We start from the raw sequence: 19,481 nt of genomic DNA, 5'->3' as shown, positions 1-19,481 counted from the left end.
CGGCAGCTCCTACACGGGCGTGCTCAGGTGGATTGGGCGGTGTCGTCTTCGGGCACGTCGTCGAGCATGTCCTCTTGGCCCGGCAATTCAGTGATCACGCTGAAGTCCGTCACTTCGACGGCGCCCAGGCCGTAACCCAACAAGTGGAAGGAAAACGCCTTGCGCTCTTGCGGGTTGTCGAAGCTGAAGTTCATTTCCAGTGGCTGGTCGGCGGTCGCCACCATTTCCTGCGGCAGACCGATCTGCACGTCCTGTTCAAACTCCTTGGCCTTGAGCTGAATGTACGCTGCTTGCTGCGGATCGACCGAACGCACTGTCAGGCGCACGCGGGTGTGCGAACCCTTGGGCATTTCCAGATACTGCGCGCCGATCAGATTATCGGCCCAGTCATCCTTGATCTGCGCCTGCAGCGGGATGACGTTGGTGCTGCCGAACTGATAGCGGTGATTGAGCGGCGTGCGCAGCAACGACAGGTCCAGCGCGTTGGCGCGGGCGGCGATCTGCCTGGCGGGATGACCGCTGTAAGTGCCCTTGAACGTAGCGCTTTCAGCGATGAAACCGGCACTCTCGTAATAGCGGCAACGGCGCGGCATGTCGCACTCGGCGAAGATCCCCTGACCGTTGTGATAGCGCAGTTTGCCGTTGGTGAACGACATGATTTCGCGCCCGCTGTCGTAGTCGCGAAACAGCGAGCGGCCGCTCAGGGCGGAGGGCACCGGCAGGTCGAAATAGTCGAGGATCGAAGTGCTCAGGTCGACGTGGCCATACACGCCTTTGTTCAGCCGTGGCAGTTGTTCGTGCTCCGGCGCCAGTGTCAGGTTGAAACCCCAGGAGGAGGCCAGGCGCACACCATCGATGCCATGGGATTCATCCGAAGTGATCACCACCAGCGTGTCTTTCAACACGCCTTGGCGTTCGAGACCGCTGAGGAACTGCTCCAGCGCATCGTCGAGGTAGCCGACGGCGGCTTGCTTGGGCGTTTCGTAGCGCTCCAGATAATCTTCCGGTGCGGAGTAGGGCTGGTGGGTGCCCACAGTCAGCAGCGTCAGCATCCACGGTTTTTTCTGCTTTTTCAGTTGGCCGACATAGTCCAGCGCACCCTCGAAGAACGCTTTGTCGTCCTTGCCCCACGGGAATTCCAGATGGTTGGCGTTGGTGAACCATTCCAGACCATGGGTCGCATCGAAACCGATGTGCGGCATGATTTTGTCTTTGGCCATGAAGCGCAGCCCGGCACCTTGCAGGTAGTGGGTGCTGAAGCCGTGTTCGCGCAATTGTGCCGGCAGGCACGCCTGATTGCGTTCGTTGAGGGTGAGCATTTCCACGCCTTTTGGCGTGCCGTTATTGAGCTTGTCATAATCGCCGCAGAGCATCGCGTACAGACCGCGAATGGTCTGGTGCGTGTGCAGCACGTAATCCGGGGTGTTCATGCCGCGCTCGGCCCAGCGGCTGAGGTTGGGCATCAGGTCTTCCTGATAGTGGCTGCCGATGGCTTCACGGTTGGCGCGGATATAGGCGCCGGGAATGCCCTCCAGGGCGATGATCAACACGTTGCGCGCCTGACCCGGTGCCGCCAGCAATTTTTGCCCATTGAGATCGACATCGGTCAGTCCGGCCATGACCGGCGCGGGTTCTTCGACATCGCCGTCCAGCCATTCTTCGGCGCGGATCTGCAGATCAGCGACCTCGCTGGCCATCAGTTGATGCGGCAGGTTATAGGCGCGCCATGGGTCAGTCTCGCTCGGCCACAGGTTCTGCACGCCCCAATGAGCGGCGAACAACACCAACGGCGCGCTCCATACCGCGCGGGGCAGCGCTGGGCGCGCCGTTCCGCGCGCGGTGAATTGCGTCAGCACCCAGAACAGCAGGGCCAGCAACAGCGTGATGCCCAATCCCGGATGGGCCAACCCGCCGCCCGTAGAGTTTTCCACGAACTGCGGATCGATCAGGTAATGAATGTCGGAAGGCGTCGGCAGGCGCCCGACCGCGCTGACCAGTTCGGCGGTCGCCACCGCCAGCAGGCCCCAGAACAGCAGCACTGGCAACGCCAGCCACCACGCCCGGCGATGCAGCAAAACCACCAGCAAACTGCCAATGGCCAGATCTGACAAATAGCCCAGTGGTGTCGACCAACCCACCGCCGCGCGCAGGCACACCGGCACGATCAGCACCAAAACAATCAACGAAAAGAGGCGGGCAGTTGGCTGCCGCAACCGGTTAAAAAGAGCGCTCACAAAAAAAGACCTTCCAGTCATTAAAACGTCAAAAAAGTGTGCGCGATGATACCAAGGGTCAGCTGTCTGATCGCCTTTTAAAACGCACAGGTGATGCGTTCGGCGGATTTATTGTTTCAGGCTGTTTACGCCTGTAGGCGCTACGGCACGCGGCGATCTTTTAAAGACCAGGATCAAAAGATCGCCGCCTCGTTGCACTCGTCAGCTCCTACAAGGTTTTTTGTTTGGCGACGATCCTTTGATCCATTAACGCTGCATTTGCGAACCCTTCGGATTTACAATGCCCGACCTCTGATGGAGATCAACCTCGGTGGATGTTCTCGCGCAAATTCATGCTCATCTTGAACGGTGGGTCATCACCCCGGTTACCGGGCAATTTGTCGGCCTGTTCGACTTCAACGGTCGCGTCGGTGTGGTGTTCATCCTTGCGTCCTACAGCGTCGCCTACCTGCTGTTTCGCTACAGGTCATCTCGCGGACTGACGCCAGCACGTTCTTTTTGGCAATTCATCGGTGGCGGTGGTGTATTCGGCCATCGCTCGGCGTGGCTGGATTATCGCTACTACTTCATCAAAGCCATTCTCAAAGTCGTATGGGTGCTGCCGATCGTGGCGCTGGTCGATCCCTACCTTCTGCATTCCGGCGACTATCAGCGATTTTTCAGCCACCTCTGGGGTGCCCGTGAGCAGTTGCCCGATTACCCGTTAATTGCGCTGTTTTACGGATTGGGCGTGTTTCTGCTCAAGGACTTCCTGCATTACTGGGTTCATCGGGCGTTTCATTCGCGGTATCTGTGGGCATTCCATAAGGTTCATCATTCGGCACCGGTTTTGGTGCCGGCCACCGCTAGCCGGATCCACATTGTCGAAACGCTGGTCGAAAGGCTGGTCATGACGGCGGGGATCGCGGCATTTTCCGGAGGGGTCTGGTATGCCTGCGGAGGAGAGGTCAGTCGCTATACCTTGTTCGGTGTGACGTGGCTGGTGCTGATCCTCAACAGTCTGGCGGCGAGTCTGCGGCACAGTCATGTGTGGTTTTCGTTTGGCCCCAGGATCGAACATGTGCTGAACAGTCCTGCTCAACATCAAATCCACCACAGCGATGCGCCGCACCATTTCAACAAAAACTTCGCCACCAACCTGTCTGTGTGGGACTGGATGTTCGGTACGTTGTACGTCACCACGGCGACGCCGGAGAAGTTGCATTTCGGCACGGGGCAGGCCGACCACGAGCGCTATCTCACGCTCTACAGCCTGATCGTCACGCCCTTCGTGGAGGCGGCGCGACACTTGTCGGCGAAGCGAGCACGGGCAATCGATATGCGATAGCCGGTATTGATAGCGAGTGCGGTTCAGCCCAACCCATCATCAAAGATGTTTTCAATCGGCATTTCGAATGCCCGGGCAATCTGGAAGGCCAAGGGCAAACTCGGGTCGTAGCGTTCGTTTTCGATCGCATTGATGGTCTGGCGCGACACGTTCAGGCGTTCCGCCAGATCGACCTGCGACCACTTGCGCTCGGCGCGCAGTTCCTTCAGGCGATTTTTCATTGGTAGCGGCGTCGGGCGATTTGCAGGCCGAGGATCCACATCAGCCCCATCACCGGCCACACACACGTCCACGGAATGTGCGGCGCACCGACGTTTTCCAGAAAACCGTAGCTGAACGTCAGCAGGGCCGAGGCGGCGAAGGCAAAACCCAGTGCTTCAAACTGAATGCGCAGATGCATTTCGTCCATGCGTCGCATGTTGCGCACGATGGCCCAGCACATCAGGCCTGCCGGGAGGATCGGGGTCAGCGCCACCACGGATCGCAGAATAATGTTGGCATCCAGCAGGTACTGGCTGGCGATCAGGGAAAGGCTCAACACCAGCACGTAGAGCACCAATGCGGCGCCCAGTTCGAGGTAGTAGCGGTTCATTCTTCAATTCCTATGTAAAAGACCCTTTACATAGTCGCCGAAGCGTTTTCTGATGTAAAGCACGCTTTCCATTGGCGAAAAAAAACGGGGCGGCATGATCATCAATCATGCCGCCCCGCAGGTCTTTCAGTCAGTCGGATCAGTGCATTTTGCTGTGATCGTGACCTTCCATGTTGGTCAGCGCGCGGACCGGCGCTTTGACCTCGAGGGTTTCTTTCTCGCCCTTGGCGTTCTCGACGGTCAGGGTCAGCGGCACGCTCTCGCCTTCTTTCAACTGAGCGGTCAGGCCCATCAGCATCACGTGGTAGCCGTTCGGATCAAGCTTGACGGCTTTGCCAGCGGGCAGCTCGACGAACTTCACCGGGCCCATGCTCATGACGTCGTTTTTCATGGTCATTTCGTGAATCTGCACGTCTTTCGCCACCGGCGTCGCAACGCTGAGCAGCTTGCTGTCGCTGTCGCTGTCGGCGGTGACGGTCATGAACGCGCCGCTCGCGGTCTGGGTCGGCACGGTGGCACGTACCCAGGCATCGTCGACTTTGGTCTGCGCCGACGCCTGGAAAGCCAGGCCCATCAGCGACAGGGCCAGCGCGGCGCGTTTTATGTTGTTCAAAACAGGGTGCATCAGCAAACCTCCATAACAGTAAGCAAATCTTCGGTGCATTCTTCTGCCGAAAGCGAGGTGGACAGGCCCATGCGCAAGCCGCCACGAGAGTCGTAGACGTAACTGGTGGACGTGTGCGAGATGGTGTAGGTATCGCCCGCCGGGACCTTCTCGTAGAACACGTCGAATTCCTTGGCGGTGGCCTTGGTTTCCTCAAGCGTGCCGTACAGCGCCACAAAGCTCGGGTCGAAGGCTTTCATGTAGGCGTCGAGGATTTCTGGCGTGTCGCGTTCGGGATCAAGGGTGATGAAGATCACCTGCAAGCGATCGCCGTCCTTGCCCATCAGTTTCTTGATTTTCGCCGCGCGGGCGAGGGTGGTCGGGCAGACTGCCGGGCACTGGGTGAAGCCGAAGAAGATCATCGGCATCATGCCGCGAAAGCTCGACAGCGACATGGTTTCGCCGTCGGTGTTCTTCAGCTTGAAGGTGCGTCCGAGGATCTTGTCACTCAGATCCTTGCCGTACTTGTACGACAGTTCGCCGCGGGTGTCGCAGCCGGCGAGCAGGCCGAGCCCGAGTACGCCCATTCCCGCAAGCACCTTGCGGCGAGTCAACAAAGCCGTCATCTAATACCGCCTTTTGCAGCCCGTCAGTCGACAGGACTGGCGGGGGGTTAACCGTAAAAGCGGCGCATGATACCAAACTGAGACCAGACGACGGCTGCGGATCGCCGTGCGGCGTGGGATAGGGCGACAAAAGGTGTAAGAAAAAGTGACGAGTGCTCACTGTGCGCGCGGTTCATCGCCCCGCCAGCCGCCGCCCAGCGCGGTGTACAGGTTGACCTCGGCGACCAGTTGCGCGAGGCGATCAGTGATCAGACCTTGCTGTGAACTGAACAACGAACGCTGCGCATCGAGAAACGTCAGGCTGCTGTCGACGCCGTTCTTGTAACGATTCTGCGCCAGGTTGTAATAGGTTTGCGTGGCTTGCACCAGGTCGCTTTGGGCCTGCAGTTGTTGCTGATAAGTGGCGCGCGCTGCCAGTCCATCGGCCACTTCCTGAAACGCCGTTTGAATCGATTTTTCGTATTCGGCGACCGCCACGTCTTTCTGCAACTTTGAGTAATCCAGGCTCGCACGCAGGCTGCCGGCATTGAAAATCGGCAGGCTGATTTGCGGTTGAAACGTCCACGCGCCGGAGCCGCTGCCGAACAGTCCGGAGAGATCGCGGCTGGAGGTACCGGCGTTGGCGGTCAGGCTGACACTGGGGAAAAACGCCGCCCGCGCGGCGCCGATATTGGCGTTGGCGGCTTTGAGTTTGTACTCGGCCTGAAGAATGTCCGGGCGCCGTTGCAGCAGGTCCGAGGGCAACCCGGCAGGCAGTTGTTCCACCAGATCGCTGGCGAGTGGACGCACGGGCAACGACTCCGGTACCGGTGCACCGACCAACAGCGTCAGGCTGTTCAAGTCCTGCGCGACCTGGCGTTGATAGCGCGCCAGATTGGCCCGTGAACTGTCGACACTGGTTTTCGCCTGAGCCTGTTCCAGCGCGGAAGACTTGCCGGCGTCGCGGTTGCGCGTGGTCAGGTGCAGGCTTTGTTCATCGGCAGCGAGGGTGTCGCGGGTCAGTTCAAGCAGTTCCTGATCGGCGCGCCAGGTCAGGTAAGCGTTGGCGACGTTGGCCACCAGACTCAACTGCGCGCTGCGCCGCGCCTCTTCGGTGGACAGCCAGGTTTGCAAGGCCTGCTCGCTGAGGCTGCGCACCCGGCCGAAAAAATCCAGTTCATAGGCACTGATGCCGAGATTGACCGCGTAGGTCGAATTAATCAGCGCTTTGCTTTTGGTCACACTGGGTGGCATGCGCTGGCGCGATTCGCTGGCATTGGCCGACACCGCTGGATACAGGTCGGCACGCTGAATGCGGTATTGCGCCTGGAAGGCTTCGACATTGAGCGCTGCGACGCGCAAGTCGCGGTTGTTGATCAAGGCGCTTTCGATGAGTTGTTGCAGGGCTGGATCATTGAACAGCGTGCGCCAGTCTTCAGTGCTGGCCGAGGCCAGCGTCGGCGTCGGGTATTGCGCGGCAACAGGGGCTGCGGGCCGCTGGTAGTCAGGAATCAGCGAGCAGCCGGCCATCAGCATAGCTAAGGACAGCAGAGAGAATCGCAACGTCGACATCGAACAGCCTCATGCGCGGAAGATGAAAGATTGAAAGCAGACGAGCATTTTGTGGTGAGGGGATTTATCTGTGGTGAGGGGATTTATCCCCGATGGGCTGCGAAGCGGCCCCTCTTTTGACTTACAAGGGGACTGCTGCGCAGTCCAACGGGGATAAATCCCCTCGCCACAGATAAATCCCCTCATCCCAAAGAAATCCTCTCATCCAGATAAATCCCCTCATCCCAGAGAAATCCTCTCATCCCAGAGAAATCCTCTCATCCAGATAAATCCCCTCATCCCAGAGAAATCCCCAGATCACAGGTAAATCCCCAGATCACAGATAAATCCCCAGATCACAGATAAATCCCCAGATCACAGGTAAATCCCCAGATCACAGGTAAATCCCCAGATCACAGATAAACCCCCAGATCACAGATAAATCCTCAGATCACAGGTAATTCCCAGGCCACAGAAAGATCTCTCTCCACAGTGTTAACAGGTCAGGAAATTCAGCGGTTCAGCTCAGGCCCCGGCCATCCATTTCGCCAGGCCATGCCGGCCACGGACACCCAATTTGGCCGTGGCACGTTTGAGATAGGTCTCGATCGAGCTGTTCTTGACCCGCAGTTTTTCCGCCATTTGCGGCACGGTGGCGCCAGTCAACAAACCCAGGCAAACCTCTTTTTCACGCGCCGACAGCACAATCGCGCTGAACCCCAACCGTTCATCAAACACCTGCGCCAGCGGCGCCTGATCCAGTTCGGCCATGGGCTGGCGCGGTTGCCTGGCGAGGGTTTGCCGGCTGATCTGCGCATGTCGCTCGATCAGCGGCAACAGGGTGTCGGAGAGACTCTTGAGAAACGACAGTTCCGGCAGAGAAAACACCCGCTGGGTGTGCGGCCGGTAAAACGAGATGACGCAGCGCCGGTTGGAAGTGCGCGACACCAGATTGCACTGATGAACGCTGTACGCAGGGTGGCGAGATTGCAGCGAAGCTCTCAACTGGATCAGCAACGAGTCGTTCATTTCGATCATCTTCTCCAGCAGCGGATGATCGTCCGGACGCTCCAGCGGAACGGACGGCGCACAATGCTGTGCCAGTCCGGCACTGCCCAGCGCCTTGATCTCGACCACGCTGGCCTGGCGCTCATCCAGCGTCCACTCACTGAGATCGACCCGGTTGACCGGTACCAGCGTGTCGACCAACTGGAACATGTTCGTGGCGAAGTGATCATCGCCGGTGCTCGCAATCAGTTCCCCAAGTTGCCAGTAGAAGTGCGGATTTTCCATGTCGCGAATGCTGCCGGTCAGATTCATATCCTTCATCCTTGGTTCAGAGCCATCACTGAATCGTCTGCCGTCTCTGTAAAAGCCGCCCACCCAGTCATTTCTCCTTGAACACGAACTGGAGCGGGATTTAAGCCTATGGATTTGTCCTACGTCTGTAGGGGGAAACAGGGACACAAAGTGCCACTATTTCTGAAATTTGGCGCCGGGGTTCTGACGGGGTAGTCGGCTAGAAAATCGGTCAGCGTGACTATTCAGTCACTGTAAGGGCCCGCAAACTCGGGAGATCGAGTTCCACGATCGTCGATCCTCGGGCAAATGGCGGCATTCGCATGTGGTTCTTTTCCTACAAGCTTTTCAGTATTTCCTCTCCGAAAACTTCGACAAGACCTATGCGAATCAGGCCGATATGTACTGTCGGGCGCGGCTGGGGAGGTAGTTGTCCGGGTTTCAGGTGTCATGTCGGCGGCGGGGCCGATGCTTGAATACCGGCAAAATCACATGAGAAGGATCTTATGCCGCCTATTTCTGCCCACGTGGCGGACGATCAGTCCGCTTCGCCCGTGACGTTCGCCCTGACTGCCGCCCAACGGGATATCTGGCTGGATCAACTGAGCCGCGGAGATTCGCCGCTGTACAACATCGGCGGATACATGGAGTTGACTGGCCCTCTGGACCCGGCGCGGATGCAAGCGGCGCTCGAGTGTCTGGTGGCGCGTCATGACGCGATGCGCACGGTCCTGTTGCCGGGTGCCGGGGCCGACGGATTGCCCTTGCAGCGGTTTGCCCCTTCGTTGCCTGCGCCGATGGCGACGCATGATGTGTCCACAGATCCCGATCCTGAAGCGGCGGCGCGGTCGTTGATTCAGGAGCGCATCGATGAGGTCTTTGTACTGGATGGCGGACCACTGTTCCGCTTTCTGCTGATCCGCTTCGACGATAACCGGCATTGGCTTTCCATACTCGCGCATCACCTGATCGTTGATGGCTGGAGCTTCGGCGCAATGCTCGATTCCCTGGACGAAATCTATAATGCATTGGCAGTCGGGAACCCCGCGCCCGATTCGGCGCCTTCCTATATCGACTTCATTGAGGATGATGCGCGCTATCGTCACTCGCCACGTTATGCACTCGACCGCGCCTATTGGCTTGATAAATATCAGTCGATGCCCGAGCCGTTGCTGGTGCCGCGTTATCAGCAGGACTTTGCCGGCAAGGACGTACAAACGCGGGTGTTCGCTCGGGAGTTGGCGCCCCGGTTGCATGAGCGTATGAAACAGGTGGGCCGTGATCTTGGCGCTTCCGCGTTTCATGTGTTGCTGGCCGCCTTGCATGTGTATTTCAGCCGGACTGCACAGCGCGACGAATGGGTTGTGGGGCTGCCGATACTCAATCGCTCCGGCGCCCGCTACAAATCCACGATCGGGCTGTTTGCCCAGGTCAGTGCGGTACGGATGGGTTTTGGTCGCGAATTGTCGTTCGGTGAGTTGATCATGGCCATCCGTGATGAGCTGAAGAGGGATTTTCGTCATCAGCGCTTTCCCCTGAGTGAGATGAACCGTGCCCTTGGCCTGCTGCGCGAAGACCGCGGGCAATTGTTCGAACTGACCGTGTCCTATGAGCAGGATGCCCATGAACATCGTTACGGCGAAGCGTTGGCGCGAGTGATCAAGGTCTCGAGTCTGGAGGAGGCCACTCCGCTGGCTGTCCATTTGCTGAGCAACGACGGTAACGACAGCGCCAGCCTCTACCTGATTTACAGCGAAGCCTATTTCACTGCCGACGAGATTCAGGCAATCGCTGAGCGCTGGTTACTGATACTCGAACAAGGTCTCGAAGAACTGAGTCTGTCGGTGCTCGATTTCAGTTTGAGCACAGCGGCAGAGTCAGTCCTGTTGCAGCAGTGGAATGCGACGAACGTCGTGTACCCACCTGCGCAGAGCATTCACCAGCGAATCGAAAACCAGGCTGCTGAGCGCCCGGAGACACCGGCAGTGATTTATCAGGGGCAGGCGCTGAGCTATGCCGAGCTTAACCGGCAAGCCAACTCGCTTGCGCATCAGTTACTCGAACTCGGCGTGCAACCGGATGACCGGGTGGCAATTGTCGGCCGCCGCGGGCTCGACACGCTGGTTGGCTTGCTGGCGGTTCTGAAAGCCGGAGCCGGTTATGTGCCGATCGATCCTGCGCATCCCTCCGAGCGTTTGAACTATCTGCTCAATGACAGCGCGCCGGTTGTCGTCCTGACGCTCAGCGACCTGCGTGCACGTCTGCCGAAACTGGATGTGCCAGTGATCGAGCTGGATCAGCGCGAAGGGCCGGCGGACAACTTTGCCAACCCGAGCGTGCCCGGCCTGACCACGGCGAACCTCGCTTATGTGATTTACACCTCGGGCTCGACCGGGTTGCCCAAGGGCGTGATGGTCGAACACCGCACCTTGTGCAATCTGGTCGACTGGCACTGCGAGGCTTTCGGTCTCGGCCCGGGGCAGCACACGTCGAGCCTGGCCGGCTTCGGTTTCGACGCGATGGCGTGGGAGCTTTGGCCGGCGTTGTGTGCCGGGGCGACGGTGCATTTTTCACCCGCAACCGACGGCAACGAAGACATCGACGCGCTGCTGGCGTGGTGGCGAGCGCAGCCGCTGGACGTCAGCTTTTTACCCACGCCGATCGCCGAATACGCCTTCAGTAAACAACTCGATCACCCGACCTTGCGCACTTTGTTGATCGGCGGCGATCGCCTGCGCCAGTTCAATCGCGCGCAGGGTTTTGCGGTGGTCAACAACTATGGCCCGACCGAAGCCACGGTGGTCGCCACTTCAGGCCTGATCACGCCGGGGCAAGCGTTGCACATCGGCAAACCGGTGAGTAATGCCACGGCTTATTTGCTCGATGATCAACAGCGCCCGGTGCCGATTGGCATCATCGGCGAGCTGTATGTCGGCGGCGCCGGGGTTGCACGGGGCTATCTGAATCGCCCGGAATTGACGGCCGAACGCTTCCTCGACGACCCGTTCAGTGCGCAGCCGGATGCGCGCCTGTATCGTACGGGCGACCTCGCACGTTGGCGCGCCGACGGCAACCTTGAGTACATCGGCCGTAACGATGACCAGGTAAAGGTGCGCGGTGTGCGTGTCGAACTGGGCGAAATCGAAGCCGCTCTTGCCAGCCATGATGCGGTGCAAGAAGCGGTGGTGCTGGTGCGCGATGGCCAATTGTTGGCGTGGTTCACCGAACGTGAGGCGCTGGATATCCTGCGACTGCACGCGCATCTGACGTCGCGATTGCCGGCCGCGATGCTACCGGCCGCTTACGTGCGCCTGGCGAGTTTGCCCCTGACGGCCAACGGCAAGCTCGATCGCCAGGCCCTGCCGGTACCGGGGCCGGAAGCGTTGATTCGTCGCGGATACGAGGCGCCACAGGGTGATGTCGAAATTGCCCTGGCGCAGATCTGGGCCGAGGTTTTGCAGGTCGAGCGGGTAGGACGGCACGACCATTTCTTTGAGCTGGGCGGCCACTCGTTGTTGGCGGTGGGCCTGATCGAACGCATGCGCCAGATCGGCATGAGCAGCGATGTGCGGGTGTTGTTCAATCAACCGACGCTGGCAGCGCTGGCAGCAGCGGAGGGCAGCGGCCGCGAAGTCGAGGTGCCGGCCAACCGTATTGCCGCCGATTGCACGCACATCACGCCGGACCTGCTGCCCTTGGTGCAACTGGATCAGGGGATGATCGAGCGTATCGTCGCCACCGTGCCGGGCGGTGCCGCCAATGTGCAGGACATCTACCCGTTGGCGCCGTTGCAGGAAGGCATTCTCTATCACCACATCACCGCCGCACAGGGCGATCCGTACCTGCTGCAATCACTGCTGGCGTTCGACAGTCTCGAGCGGGTCGAGGCTTTCGCTGCTGCGTTGCGTCAGGTCATGGCGCGCCACGACATCCTGCGCACGGCAGTGGTCTGGGAAGGGCTGACGTCACCGGTGCAGGTGGTGTGGCGCGAGGCCATTTTGCCGGTGCAAGAGCTTGAGCTGGATCCTGCCCACGGCGCGATCATCGATCAATTACACCAGCGCTTCGACGCGCGGCGTTATCGCCTCGACATAAGCCAGGCGCCGCTGCTGCGCCTGATGGTTGCCCGTGACCCGGAGCAAAACCGGGTGGTGGGCATCTTGCTGTTCCACCATCTGGCGATGGATCACATCGCATTGGAGGCGATGCGCGAAGAAATTCACGCCAGCCTGTCCGGGCACGGCGAACCGCTGGCAGCACCGGTGCCGTACCGCAACTATGTGGCGCAAACGAGATTCGGCGTCAGCGAGCAGGAGCATGAAGCGTTCTTTCGCCAGATGCTCGGCGACATCGACGAGCCGACCTTGCCGTTCGCTTTGCAGAACGTCCAGGGCGACGGCAGCAACATCGAAGAAGCCGAGCAAACCGTGGCGCCCGATCTCTATCAGCGCATGCAACAGCAGGTGCGTCTGGCTGGCGTGAGTGTCGCCAGTTTGATCCATCTCGCCTGGGCGCAAGTGTTGGCGGCGACCTCTGGCCAGCAAAGTGTGGTGTTCGGCACGGTGCTGATGGGCCGAATGCAGGGCGGCGCGGGCGCAGACCGAGCGTTGGGGGTGTTCATCAACACCTTGCCGCTGCGGGTCGATGTCGGCGAGGGCGCGCGCACGGCGGTGCAATCCACCCATGCGCGCCTGAGCGCTTTACTCGGTCATGAACACGCCTCATTGGCGCTGGCCCAACGTTGCAGTGGCGTTGCCGCACCTGCGCCGCTGTTCAGTGCCTTGCTCAACTACCGGCACAGCGATGATGTCGAGCAAAAAACCTCTCGGCAAACCTGGCAGGGCATCGAGACGCTGGCCAACGAGGAGCGCACCAATTACCCGTTTACCCTGAGTGTCGATGACCTCGGCACGGGCTTGCGCCTGACCACCAGAACCTTGTCGGACATTGGCGCACAACGGATTTGCGCATACGTGCAGGCGGCGTTGAGCGGCTTGGTCGAGGCGCTGGAAACTGCACCGCAACGGCCGTTGAACAGTCTGCCGTTGCTGTCGCGAGCAGAGCTGCAACAGCTGCTGATTGAGTTCAACGATACGGCAGTCGATTGCCCGATGGACCAGCCGCTGCAAGCGCTGTTCGAACAACAGGTGCAGCGCAAGCCGGATGCCATTGCGGTGCAATTCGCCGGGCAGCGCCTGACCTATCGCCAGTTGAACGAGCAAGCCAACCGCTTGGCCCATTATCTGCGCGGGCTGGGCGTACAGCCGGATTCGCGGGTAGCCATCTGCGTCGAGCGCGGGCCTGAGCTGGTGATCGGCCTGTTGGGCATTCTCAAGGCCGGAGGTGCTTATGTGCCGCTCGATCCGGATTATCCGCTGCAACGGCTGAACTACATGTTGCAGGACAGCGCGCCGGTCGCGCTGCTGGTGCATGCCGCGACGCGCGATCTGCTGAGCGAACCCGGCGTGCCGGTGATCGATCTCGACCGTGGCAGTTGGCAGTACAACCCCGAGAGTAATCCGCAGGTCCCCGGGCTGAATGCCTCCAGTCTGGCCTACATGATCTACACCTCCGGCTCCACCGGTACGCCGAAGGGGGTGATGATCGAGCACCGCAGCGCCTGCAACATGGTGCACTGGGGCTCGCAACTTGCGCCGCCCACTGACCACGGCGCGTTGCTGCAAAAGGCCCCGTACAGTTTCGACAGTTCGGTGTGGGAGATTTTCTGGCCGCTGTGTTCGGGCATGCGCCTGGTGCTTGCGCGCGCCGATGGCAATCGCGATTCGGCCTATGTGACGCAAGTGATCCGCGAGCAGAACATTACCGTGGTCAAGTTCGTCCCGGCGCTGTTGCAGCAGTTCATCGAACAGGACGATGTCAGTCAGTGCACCAGCCTCACCGATGTGCTCAACGGTGGCGGCGAGTTAACCGTCGCCCTGGCACGGCAAGTGCGTGAACGCCTGCCGTGGGTGCGCCTGCACAACGTCTATGGGCCGACCGAAACCACGGTCGACAGCAGCGGCTGGACGCTGGAGCCCGGCGAGCCGGTGCCGCCGACACTGGTGCCGATCGGCAAGGCGCTGAGCAACACGCGGCTGTATGTCCTCGATGGCTGCGATCAACCGGTGCCGGTTGGCGTCAGCGGGCATTTGCACATTGGCGGGGTGGGCGTGGCGCGCGGCTATCTGGGGCTGCCGCAACTGCAGGCCGAACGCTTTATCGACAGCCCGTTCGTGGCCGGTGATCGCTTGTATCGCACCGGCGATCTGGTGCGTTACGGCGCTGACGGCAATCTCGAGTTCCTCGGTCGCAATGACTTTCAGGTCAAGCTGCGCGGGGTGCGCCTTGAGCTGGGCGAGATTGAAGCGCGCCTGCTCGAGCACCCGGCGATCCGCGAGGCGGTGGTGCTGGTACGCGATGAGCGACTGGTGGCGTATTACTCAGTGCGTACCGGCGTCGCTGCGCCCACGCTTGAAGCGTTGCGCGCGCATGTGTTGGCGCGATTGCCGGAGTTCATGGTGCCTGGCGCTTACGTGATGCTGGCGGCGTTGCCCTTGACGCCCAACGACAAAATCGACCGCAAGACGTTGCCGGAGCCGGGGGCGGAGGCGCTGCTCAGTCGTCCTTATGCGGCACCCGAAGGGGACGTGGAAATGGCCCTGGCGCAGATCTGGGCGCAAGTGCTCAAGGTCGAGCAGGTTGGGCGCCACGACAACTTCTTTGAACTGGGCGGGCATTCGTTGCTGGCGGTGAGTCTGGTGGCGCGCATGCGTCTGGCCGGGCTGCATGTCGACGCGCGGACGCTGTTCAGTCAGCCGACGCTGGCCGCGCTGGCGGCACAGACCTCGCGGCAGGCCAGGCAGGTTGAAATCGCCCAGACCACCATCCCAAGTCTCAACCGCAAGCGCCGCCTCTGAGAGTTCAAGCGGTAGGCGCTGCCACGGGCTGCGATCTTTTGACTTTGATGTTTTAAAAACAAGATCAAAAGATCGCAGCCTGCGGCAGCTCCTACGGTGGGATTCAAAGGGTTACGGCCTATGGGGAGACGGATTGTCCCCGCTTCCCATGTCAGACACCCACGCCCCGATGTTTTAGTTTTTCCAGGCTGCGCGCCGTGTGCACGGACTCGCTGCTGCGCGCTCCTTTTTTCCGTATTTACAGCAGGTTACCTCATGCATTTCAGCGAACTGATGGCTGTTATTTCCACCCATGCGATCCGCCTTCAACAGGAAGATGAAGACCTGGTCATTCTGGGCAGCGACGACGCGCTGGATGATGCGTTGTGGGATAGCCTTTCGGCGCACAAGGCGCAACTGCTGGAGCTGGTCGCCGAACACGGCGGTGACTGGTTGAGCCCGGCCTTTCGCATCACCCCGGACATGCTGCCGCTGGTGAATCTGCAGCAGGAAGCGCTTGACCGCATCGTTGCCACGGTGCCGGGTGGTGCCGGCAATGTGCAGGATATTTATCCGCTGTCCGCGTTGCAGGAGGGCATGCTTTATCACCATCTCTCGGCGGTTGCCGGCGACCCCTACAGCTCTCAGGCGCTCTTCGTGTTCGACAGCCAGGAACGGCTGGAGGCGTTCGCGCAGGCGTTGCGTTGGGTGGTCAAACGGCACGACATCCTGCGCACTTCGTTTGTCTGGGAATACCTCGACGAGGCCGTGCAAGTGGTACAACGCCATGCGCCGCTGTTCTGCGAGGAAGTCGAACTCGACGCCGACGGTGACGTACTGACGCAGTTGCTGGAACGTCATGACCCACGGTTTTTCCGTCTCGATGTGCAGCAGGCGCCGTTGCTGCGTCTGGTGTACGCCGCCGATCCGGACAATGATCGTGTGGTTGCGTTGTTGTTGTTTCACCACTTGATCATGGACCACGTCGCCCTCGACGTGGTGCGCCGCGAAACCCGCGCATACCTTCTTGGACACGCGGAGCAGGTCGGCCCGGCGGTGCCGTATCGCGATCATTTGGCCAGGGCACGCAATGCTGGCAATGAGCAGGCTCAGGAAGCGTTTTTCCGCGAGATGCTTGCCGACATCGACGAGCCAACGCTGCCGTGCGGTGTGCAGGATGTACAGGGCGACGGCCACGCCATCGAGCAAGCCTCGTTGATGCTCGACGGTCGCTTGATCCGGCAGTTGCGCGAACAGGCTCGGCAGTTGGGCGTGAGTGTTGCAAGCCTGACGCACTTGGCACTGGCGCGGGTGCTGGGGCAATTGTCCGGGCGCACGGCGGTGGTGTTTGGCACTGTGCTGCTGGGGCGGATGGACGCGGGCGAGGGCGGTGAGCAGGCGTTGGGGATGTTCATCAACACGCTGCCGCTGCGGGTTGATGTCGGCGAGCAAAGCGTGCGTGCTGGCGTGCTGGCGGGACATCGGCGCCTGACCGCGTTGCTGGCCCATGAGCAAGCCTCGCTGGCCCTGGCCCAACGCTGCAGCGCAGTGGCTGTGCCAACGCCACTGTTCAGCGCGATCCTCAATTATCGGCACAACAGCGCCGAAGCAATCGCTGACGTGATCGACATTGCCTCCGGTGTACAAATGGTGGGCGTCCGAGGGCGCACCAACTATCCGCTGACGATCAACATCGATGACCTCGGCGAAGACTTGCGTATCACCGCGCTGGCGGATGCCGTGCTCGGCGCCGAGCGCATGACGGCTTATCTGAATGCCGCACTGGAAAGCCTGGCCACGGCCCTGCAACACACGCCTGATGCGCCGCTGCACACTCTGCAAATCCTCCCGGCCAGCGAACGCCAACAGCTGCTGCACGGCGGCAATGCTCCGCTGGCGCAGTTCGCCGAAACGCCGCTGATTCACCAGCAATTCGAAGCCCGTGCGCACGCCCGCCCGGACGCCACGGCGTTGATTTTCGAAGGGCAGACGCTCAGCTACGGCGAACTCAACCGCCGCTCTAATCAGGTCGCCCATCACCTTCTGGCGCTGAACATTCGTCCTGACGATCGCGTGGCTATCTGCGTCGAACGTGGCCCGCAAATGATCATCGGCCTGCTCGGCGTACTCAAGGCCGGCGCCGGTTACGTGCCGATCGACCCGGCCTATCCACTGGAGCGTATTCATTTCACCTTGCAGGACAGCGCCCCGGCAGCCGTGCTCCTGCAAGCCGCGACGCGCGAGTGCGTCGCCGATCTCGACGTGCCGCAGATCGACCTCGACAGCGGCCACCTGAAGGCCGAACTCGACAGCAATCCGCAGATCCCCGAACTGACACCAGCCCATTTGGCCTACGTGATCTACACCTCCGGCTCCACCGGTTTGCCCAAAGGCGTGATGGTCGAGCACCGCAACGTGGCGCGCCTGTTCTCTGCCACCCAGGACTGGTTCGAGTTCAATCAGCAGGACATTGGGGCGCTGTTCCATTCCTTCGCGTTCGACTTCTCGGTGTGGGAAATCTGGGGCGCGCTGGCGTTTGGCGGGCAATTGCTGCTGGTCCCGCAAGCCGTCAGCCGCTCGCCAGACGACTGCTATGCACTGCTGTGTAAAACCGGCGTAACCGTGCTCAACCAGACGCCGAGCGCGTTCCGCCAATTGATCGCCGCACAGGGTCGCAGCCCGTTGCAGCACTCGCTGCGTGAAGTGATCTTCGGTGGCGAAGCGTTGGAGCCGGGCCTGCTCAAGCCGTGGTATGCGCGGGTCGGCAATGCCGGAACGCGGTTGGTGAATATGTACGGCATCACCGAAACCACCGTGCACGTGACCTATCGGCCGTTGCAGGCTGCCGACGCGCAGTTGGTCGGCGTCAGCCCGATTGGTGTGCGCATTCCCGACCTGCAACTGTATGTTCTCGATGCTCAGCGTGAACCGGTTCCGGCCGGCGTGATTGGCGAGTTGTACGTTGGCGGCGCAGGTGTCGCGCGCGGTTATCTGAACCGTGAAGCGCTGACGGCCGAGCGTTTTATCAATGATCCGTTCGGTGAAAACGCCGATGCGCGGTTGTACAAAACCGGCGACCTCGCACGCTGGGCCGCCGACGGTAGCCTCGAATACCTGGGCCGCAATGACGATCAGGTGAAGATTCGCGGTTTCCGCATCGAACTGGGCGAAATCGAAGCTCGCCTGGCGGCCTGCGCAGGCGTGCGTGAAGCCGTGGTGATCGCTCGTGAGGACAGCCCCGGCGATCAACGTCTGGTCGCTTACTGGCTGGCCGACGCAGGCGCCGCGCCGGACGTGGCGCAATTGCGCGATCAACTGCTGGCGTCGCTGGCTGAGTACATGGTGCCGAGCGCGTTCGTGCGTCTGGACGCTTTGCCGCTGACCACCAACGGCAAGCTCGACCGCAAAGCCTTGCCGGCGCCGGACAGCGAGGCCTTTGCCCGGCGTGGTTTCGAAGCACCGGTCGGTGCCGTGGAAACGCTGATTGCCGGGCTCTGGCAAACACTACTGGGCGTCGAGCAGGTCGGTCGCCATGACAACTTCTTCGAACTCGGCGGTCATTCGTTGCTGGCGGTGAAGCTGATCGAGCGCATGCGTCAGCAGGATTTGCATTGCGACGTGCGCGTGCTGTTCGGCCAGCCAAGCGTGGCGGCGCTGGCGGCGACCTTGAGCAAGGAGCGCGTCATCGTCGTGCCGGACAACCTGATCGAGCCGGGATGCTCGCGCATTACCCCGGCCATGTTGCCGCTGACCCATCTCGATCAAGCCGCTGTTGACCGTGTCGTCGCCAGCGTGCCGGGCGGTATTGCCAATGTGCAGGATATTTATGCTCTGGCGCCGTTGCAGGCGGGGATTCTCTATCACCATCTGGCAACCCGTACCGGTGATCCGTATGTGTTGCAGACGCAATTCGCCTTCGACGGTCTGGCGCAGATCAAAGACTTCGTCCGTGCCTTGAACAGCGTGATCAAGCGCCATGACATTCTGCGCACCGGCATTGTCTGGGAAGGGCTGGAAGAGGCGGTGCAAGTGGTCTGGCGCGAGGCGCCGCTGGCGCTGGAACGCGTCGATGCCGATGAGCTCGACGGCGATGTACTGGCGCAGATGCAGGCGCGTTTCGATCCGCGGCACTATCGCCTGGACCTCAATCGCGCGCCGCTGATGCGCTTTGTCTACACCGAAGATCGGTCGCACAACCGCTGGATCGGCATTCTCCTGATGCACCATATCGTCCTCGATCACACCGCTCTGGAAGTGCTGGTTGCGGAAATGAGCGACGTCATGCTCGGCCATAGCGTCGATCTGCCGCCGCCGGTGCAGTATCGTAACTTTGTCGCACAGGCGCGGCTCGGGGCCGATGATCAGGCCCACGA

The 19,481-nt window shown here is 60.7% G+C and carries 10 protein-coding genes (1 of these 10 cut by a window edge); 3 read left to right on the top strand and 7 right to left on the bottom strand.

The features are described from left to right. Positions 1 to 23: 23 nt before the first annotated feature. Positions 24 to 2,234, bottom strand: a complete 2,211-nt coding sequence (locus tag JFT91_RS14005; protein WP_201202730.1) for a sulfatase-like hydrolase/transferase — start codon at positions 2,232 to 2,234, stop codon at positions 24 to 26. A 310-nt stretch (positions 2,235 to 2,544) separates the two neighbouring features. Here JFT91_RS14005 and JFT91_RS14000 point away from each other — a divergent pair, with 310 nt between their 5' ends. Continuing rightward, positions 2,545 to 3,561 carry a sterol desaturase family protein gene (locus JFT91_RS14000; protein WP_201232742.1) on the top strand — a complete coding sequence of 339 codons (1,017 nt, stop codon included), beginning with the start codon at positions 2,545 to 2,547 and terminating at the stop codon, positions 3,559 to 3,561. 23 nt (positions 3,562 to 3,584) lie between these two features. On the opposite strand, the gene relB is transcribed toward JFT91_RS14000, so the two are convergent. From relB to JFT91_RS13970, 6 genes are all read right to left on the bottom strand, one after another. Further along, positions 3,585 to 3,782: a type II toxin-antitoxin system RelB family anti-toxin gene (relB, locus tag JFT91_RS13995; RefSeq protein ID WP_201232741.1), complete on the bottom strand. Its 198-nt coding sequence runs from the start codon at positions 3,780 to 3,782 to the stop codon at positions 3,585 to 3,587. Beyond that, positions 3,779 to 4,153 (bottom strand): hypothetical protein, encoded by a 375-nt coding sequence (locus JFT91_RS13990; protein ID WP_201202732.1) that lies wholly within the window; start codon positions 4,151 to 4,153, stop codon positions 3,779 to 3,781. The genes relB and JFT91_RS13990 overlap by 4 nt, the downstream gene beginning before the upstream one ends. Before the next feature lie 139 nt (positions 4,154 to 4,292). Beyond that, positions 4,293 to 4,778, bottom strand: coding sequence for a copper chaperone PCu(A)C (locus JFT91_RS13985; RefSeq protein WP_201202733.1), 486 nt, complete (start codon positions 4,776 to 4,778; stop codon positions 4,293 to 4,295). Next, positions 4,778 to 5,383, bottom strand: coding sequence for an SCO family protein (locus JFT91_RS13980; RefSeq protein ID WP_201202734.1), 606 nt, complete (start codon positions 5,381 to 5,383; stop codon positions 4,778 to 4,780). The genes JFT91_RS13985 and JFT91_RS13980 overlap by 1 nt, the downstream gene beginning before the upstream one ends. 156 nt (positions 5,384 to 5,539) lie before the next feature. Next, positions 5,540 to 6,934 carry an efflux transporter outer membrane subunit gene (locus JFT91_RS13975; protein ID WP_274610084.1) on the bottom strand — a complete coding sequence of 465 codons (1,395 nt, stop codon included), beginning with the start codon at positions 6,932 to 6,934 and terminating at the stop codon, positions 5,540 to 5,542. Between the two features lie 504 nt (positions 6,935 to 7,438). Next, positions 7,439 to 8,233 (bottom strand): helix-turn-helix transcriptional regulator, encoded by a 795-nt coding sequence (locus tag JFT91_RS13970; RefSeq protein ID WP_201202736.1) that lies wholly within the window; start codon positions 8,231 to 8,233, stop codon positions 7,439 to 7,441. A 485-nt stretch (positions 8,234 to 8,718) separates the two neighbouring features. Between JFT91_RS13970 and JFT91_RS13965 the strand changes: the two genes are divergently transcribed. Both JFT91_RS13965 and JFT91_RS13960 read left to right on the top strand, forming a co-directional pair. After that, entirely contained in the window at positions 8,719 to 15,129 is a 6,411-nt protein-coding gene (locus JFT91_RS13965; RefSeq protein WP_201232740.1) for a non-ribosomal peptide synthetase, read from the top strand. Positions 15,130 to 15,384: 255 nt separating this feature from the next. Next, positions 15,385 to 19,481 carry the 5' end (the start) of a non-ribosomal peptide synthetase gene (locus tag JFT91_RS13960; RefSeq protein WP_201232739.1) on the top strand. Its footprint extends 8,926 nt past the window's final position, so 4,097 of the gene's 13,023 nt are visible here — the first part of the coding sequence; the start codon lies at positions 15,385 to 15,387; the stop codon falls past the right edge of the window.

The organism is Pseudomonas sp. TH08 (genome assembly GCF_016651275.1).
In the GTDB taxonomy this organism is placed as follows: domain Bacteria; phylum Pseudomonadota; class Gammaproteobacteria; order Pseudomonadales; family Pseudomonadaceae; genus Aquipseudomonas.
Note: the sequence above shows the minus strand (reverse complement) of the source record. Positions and strands in the feature narration are given on the sequence as shown.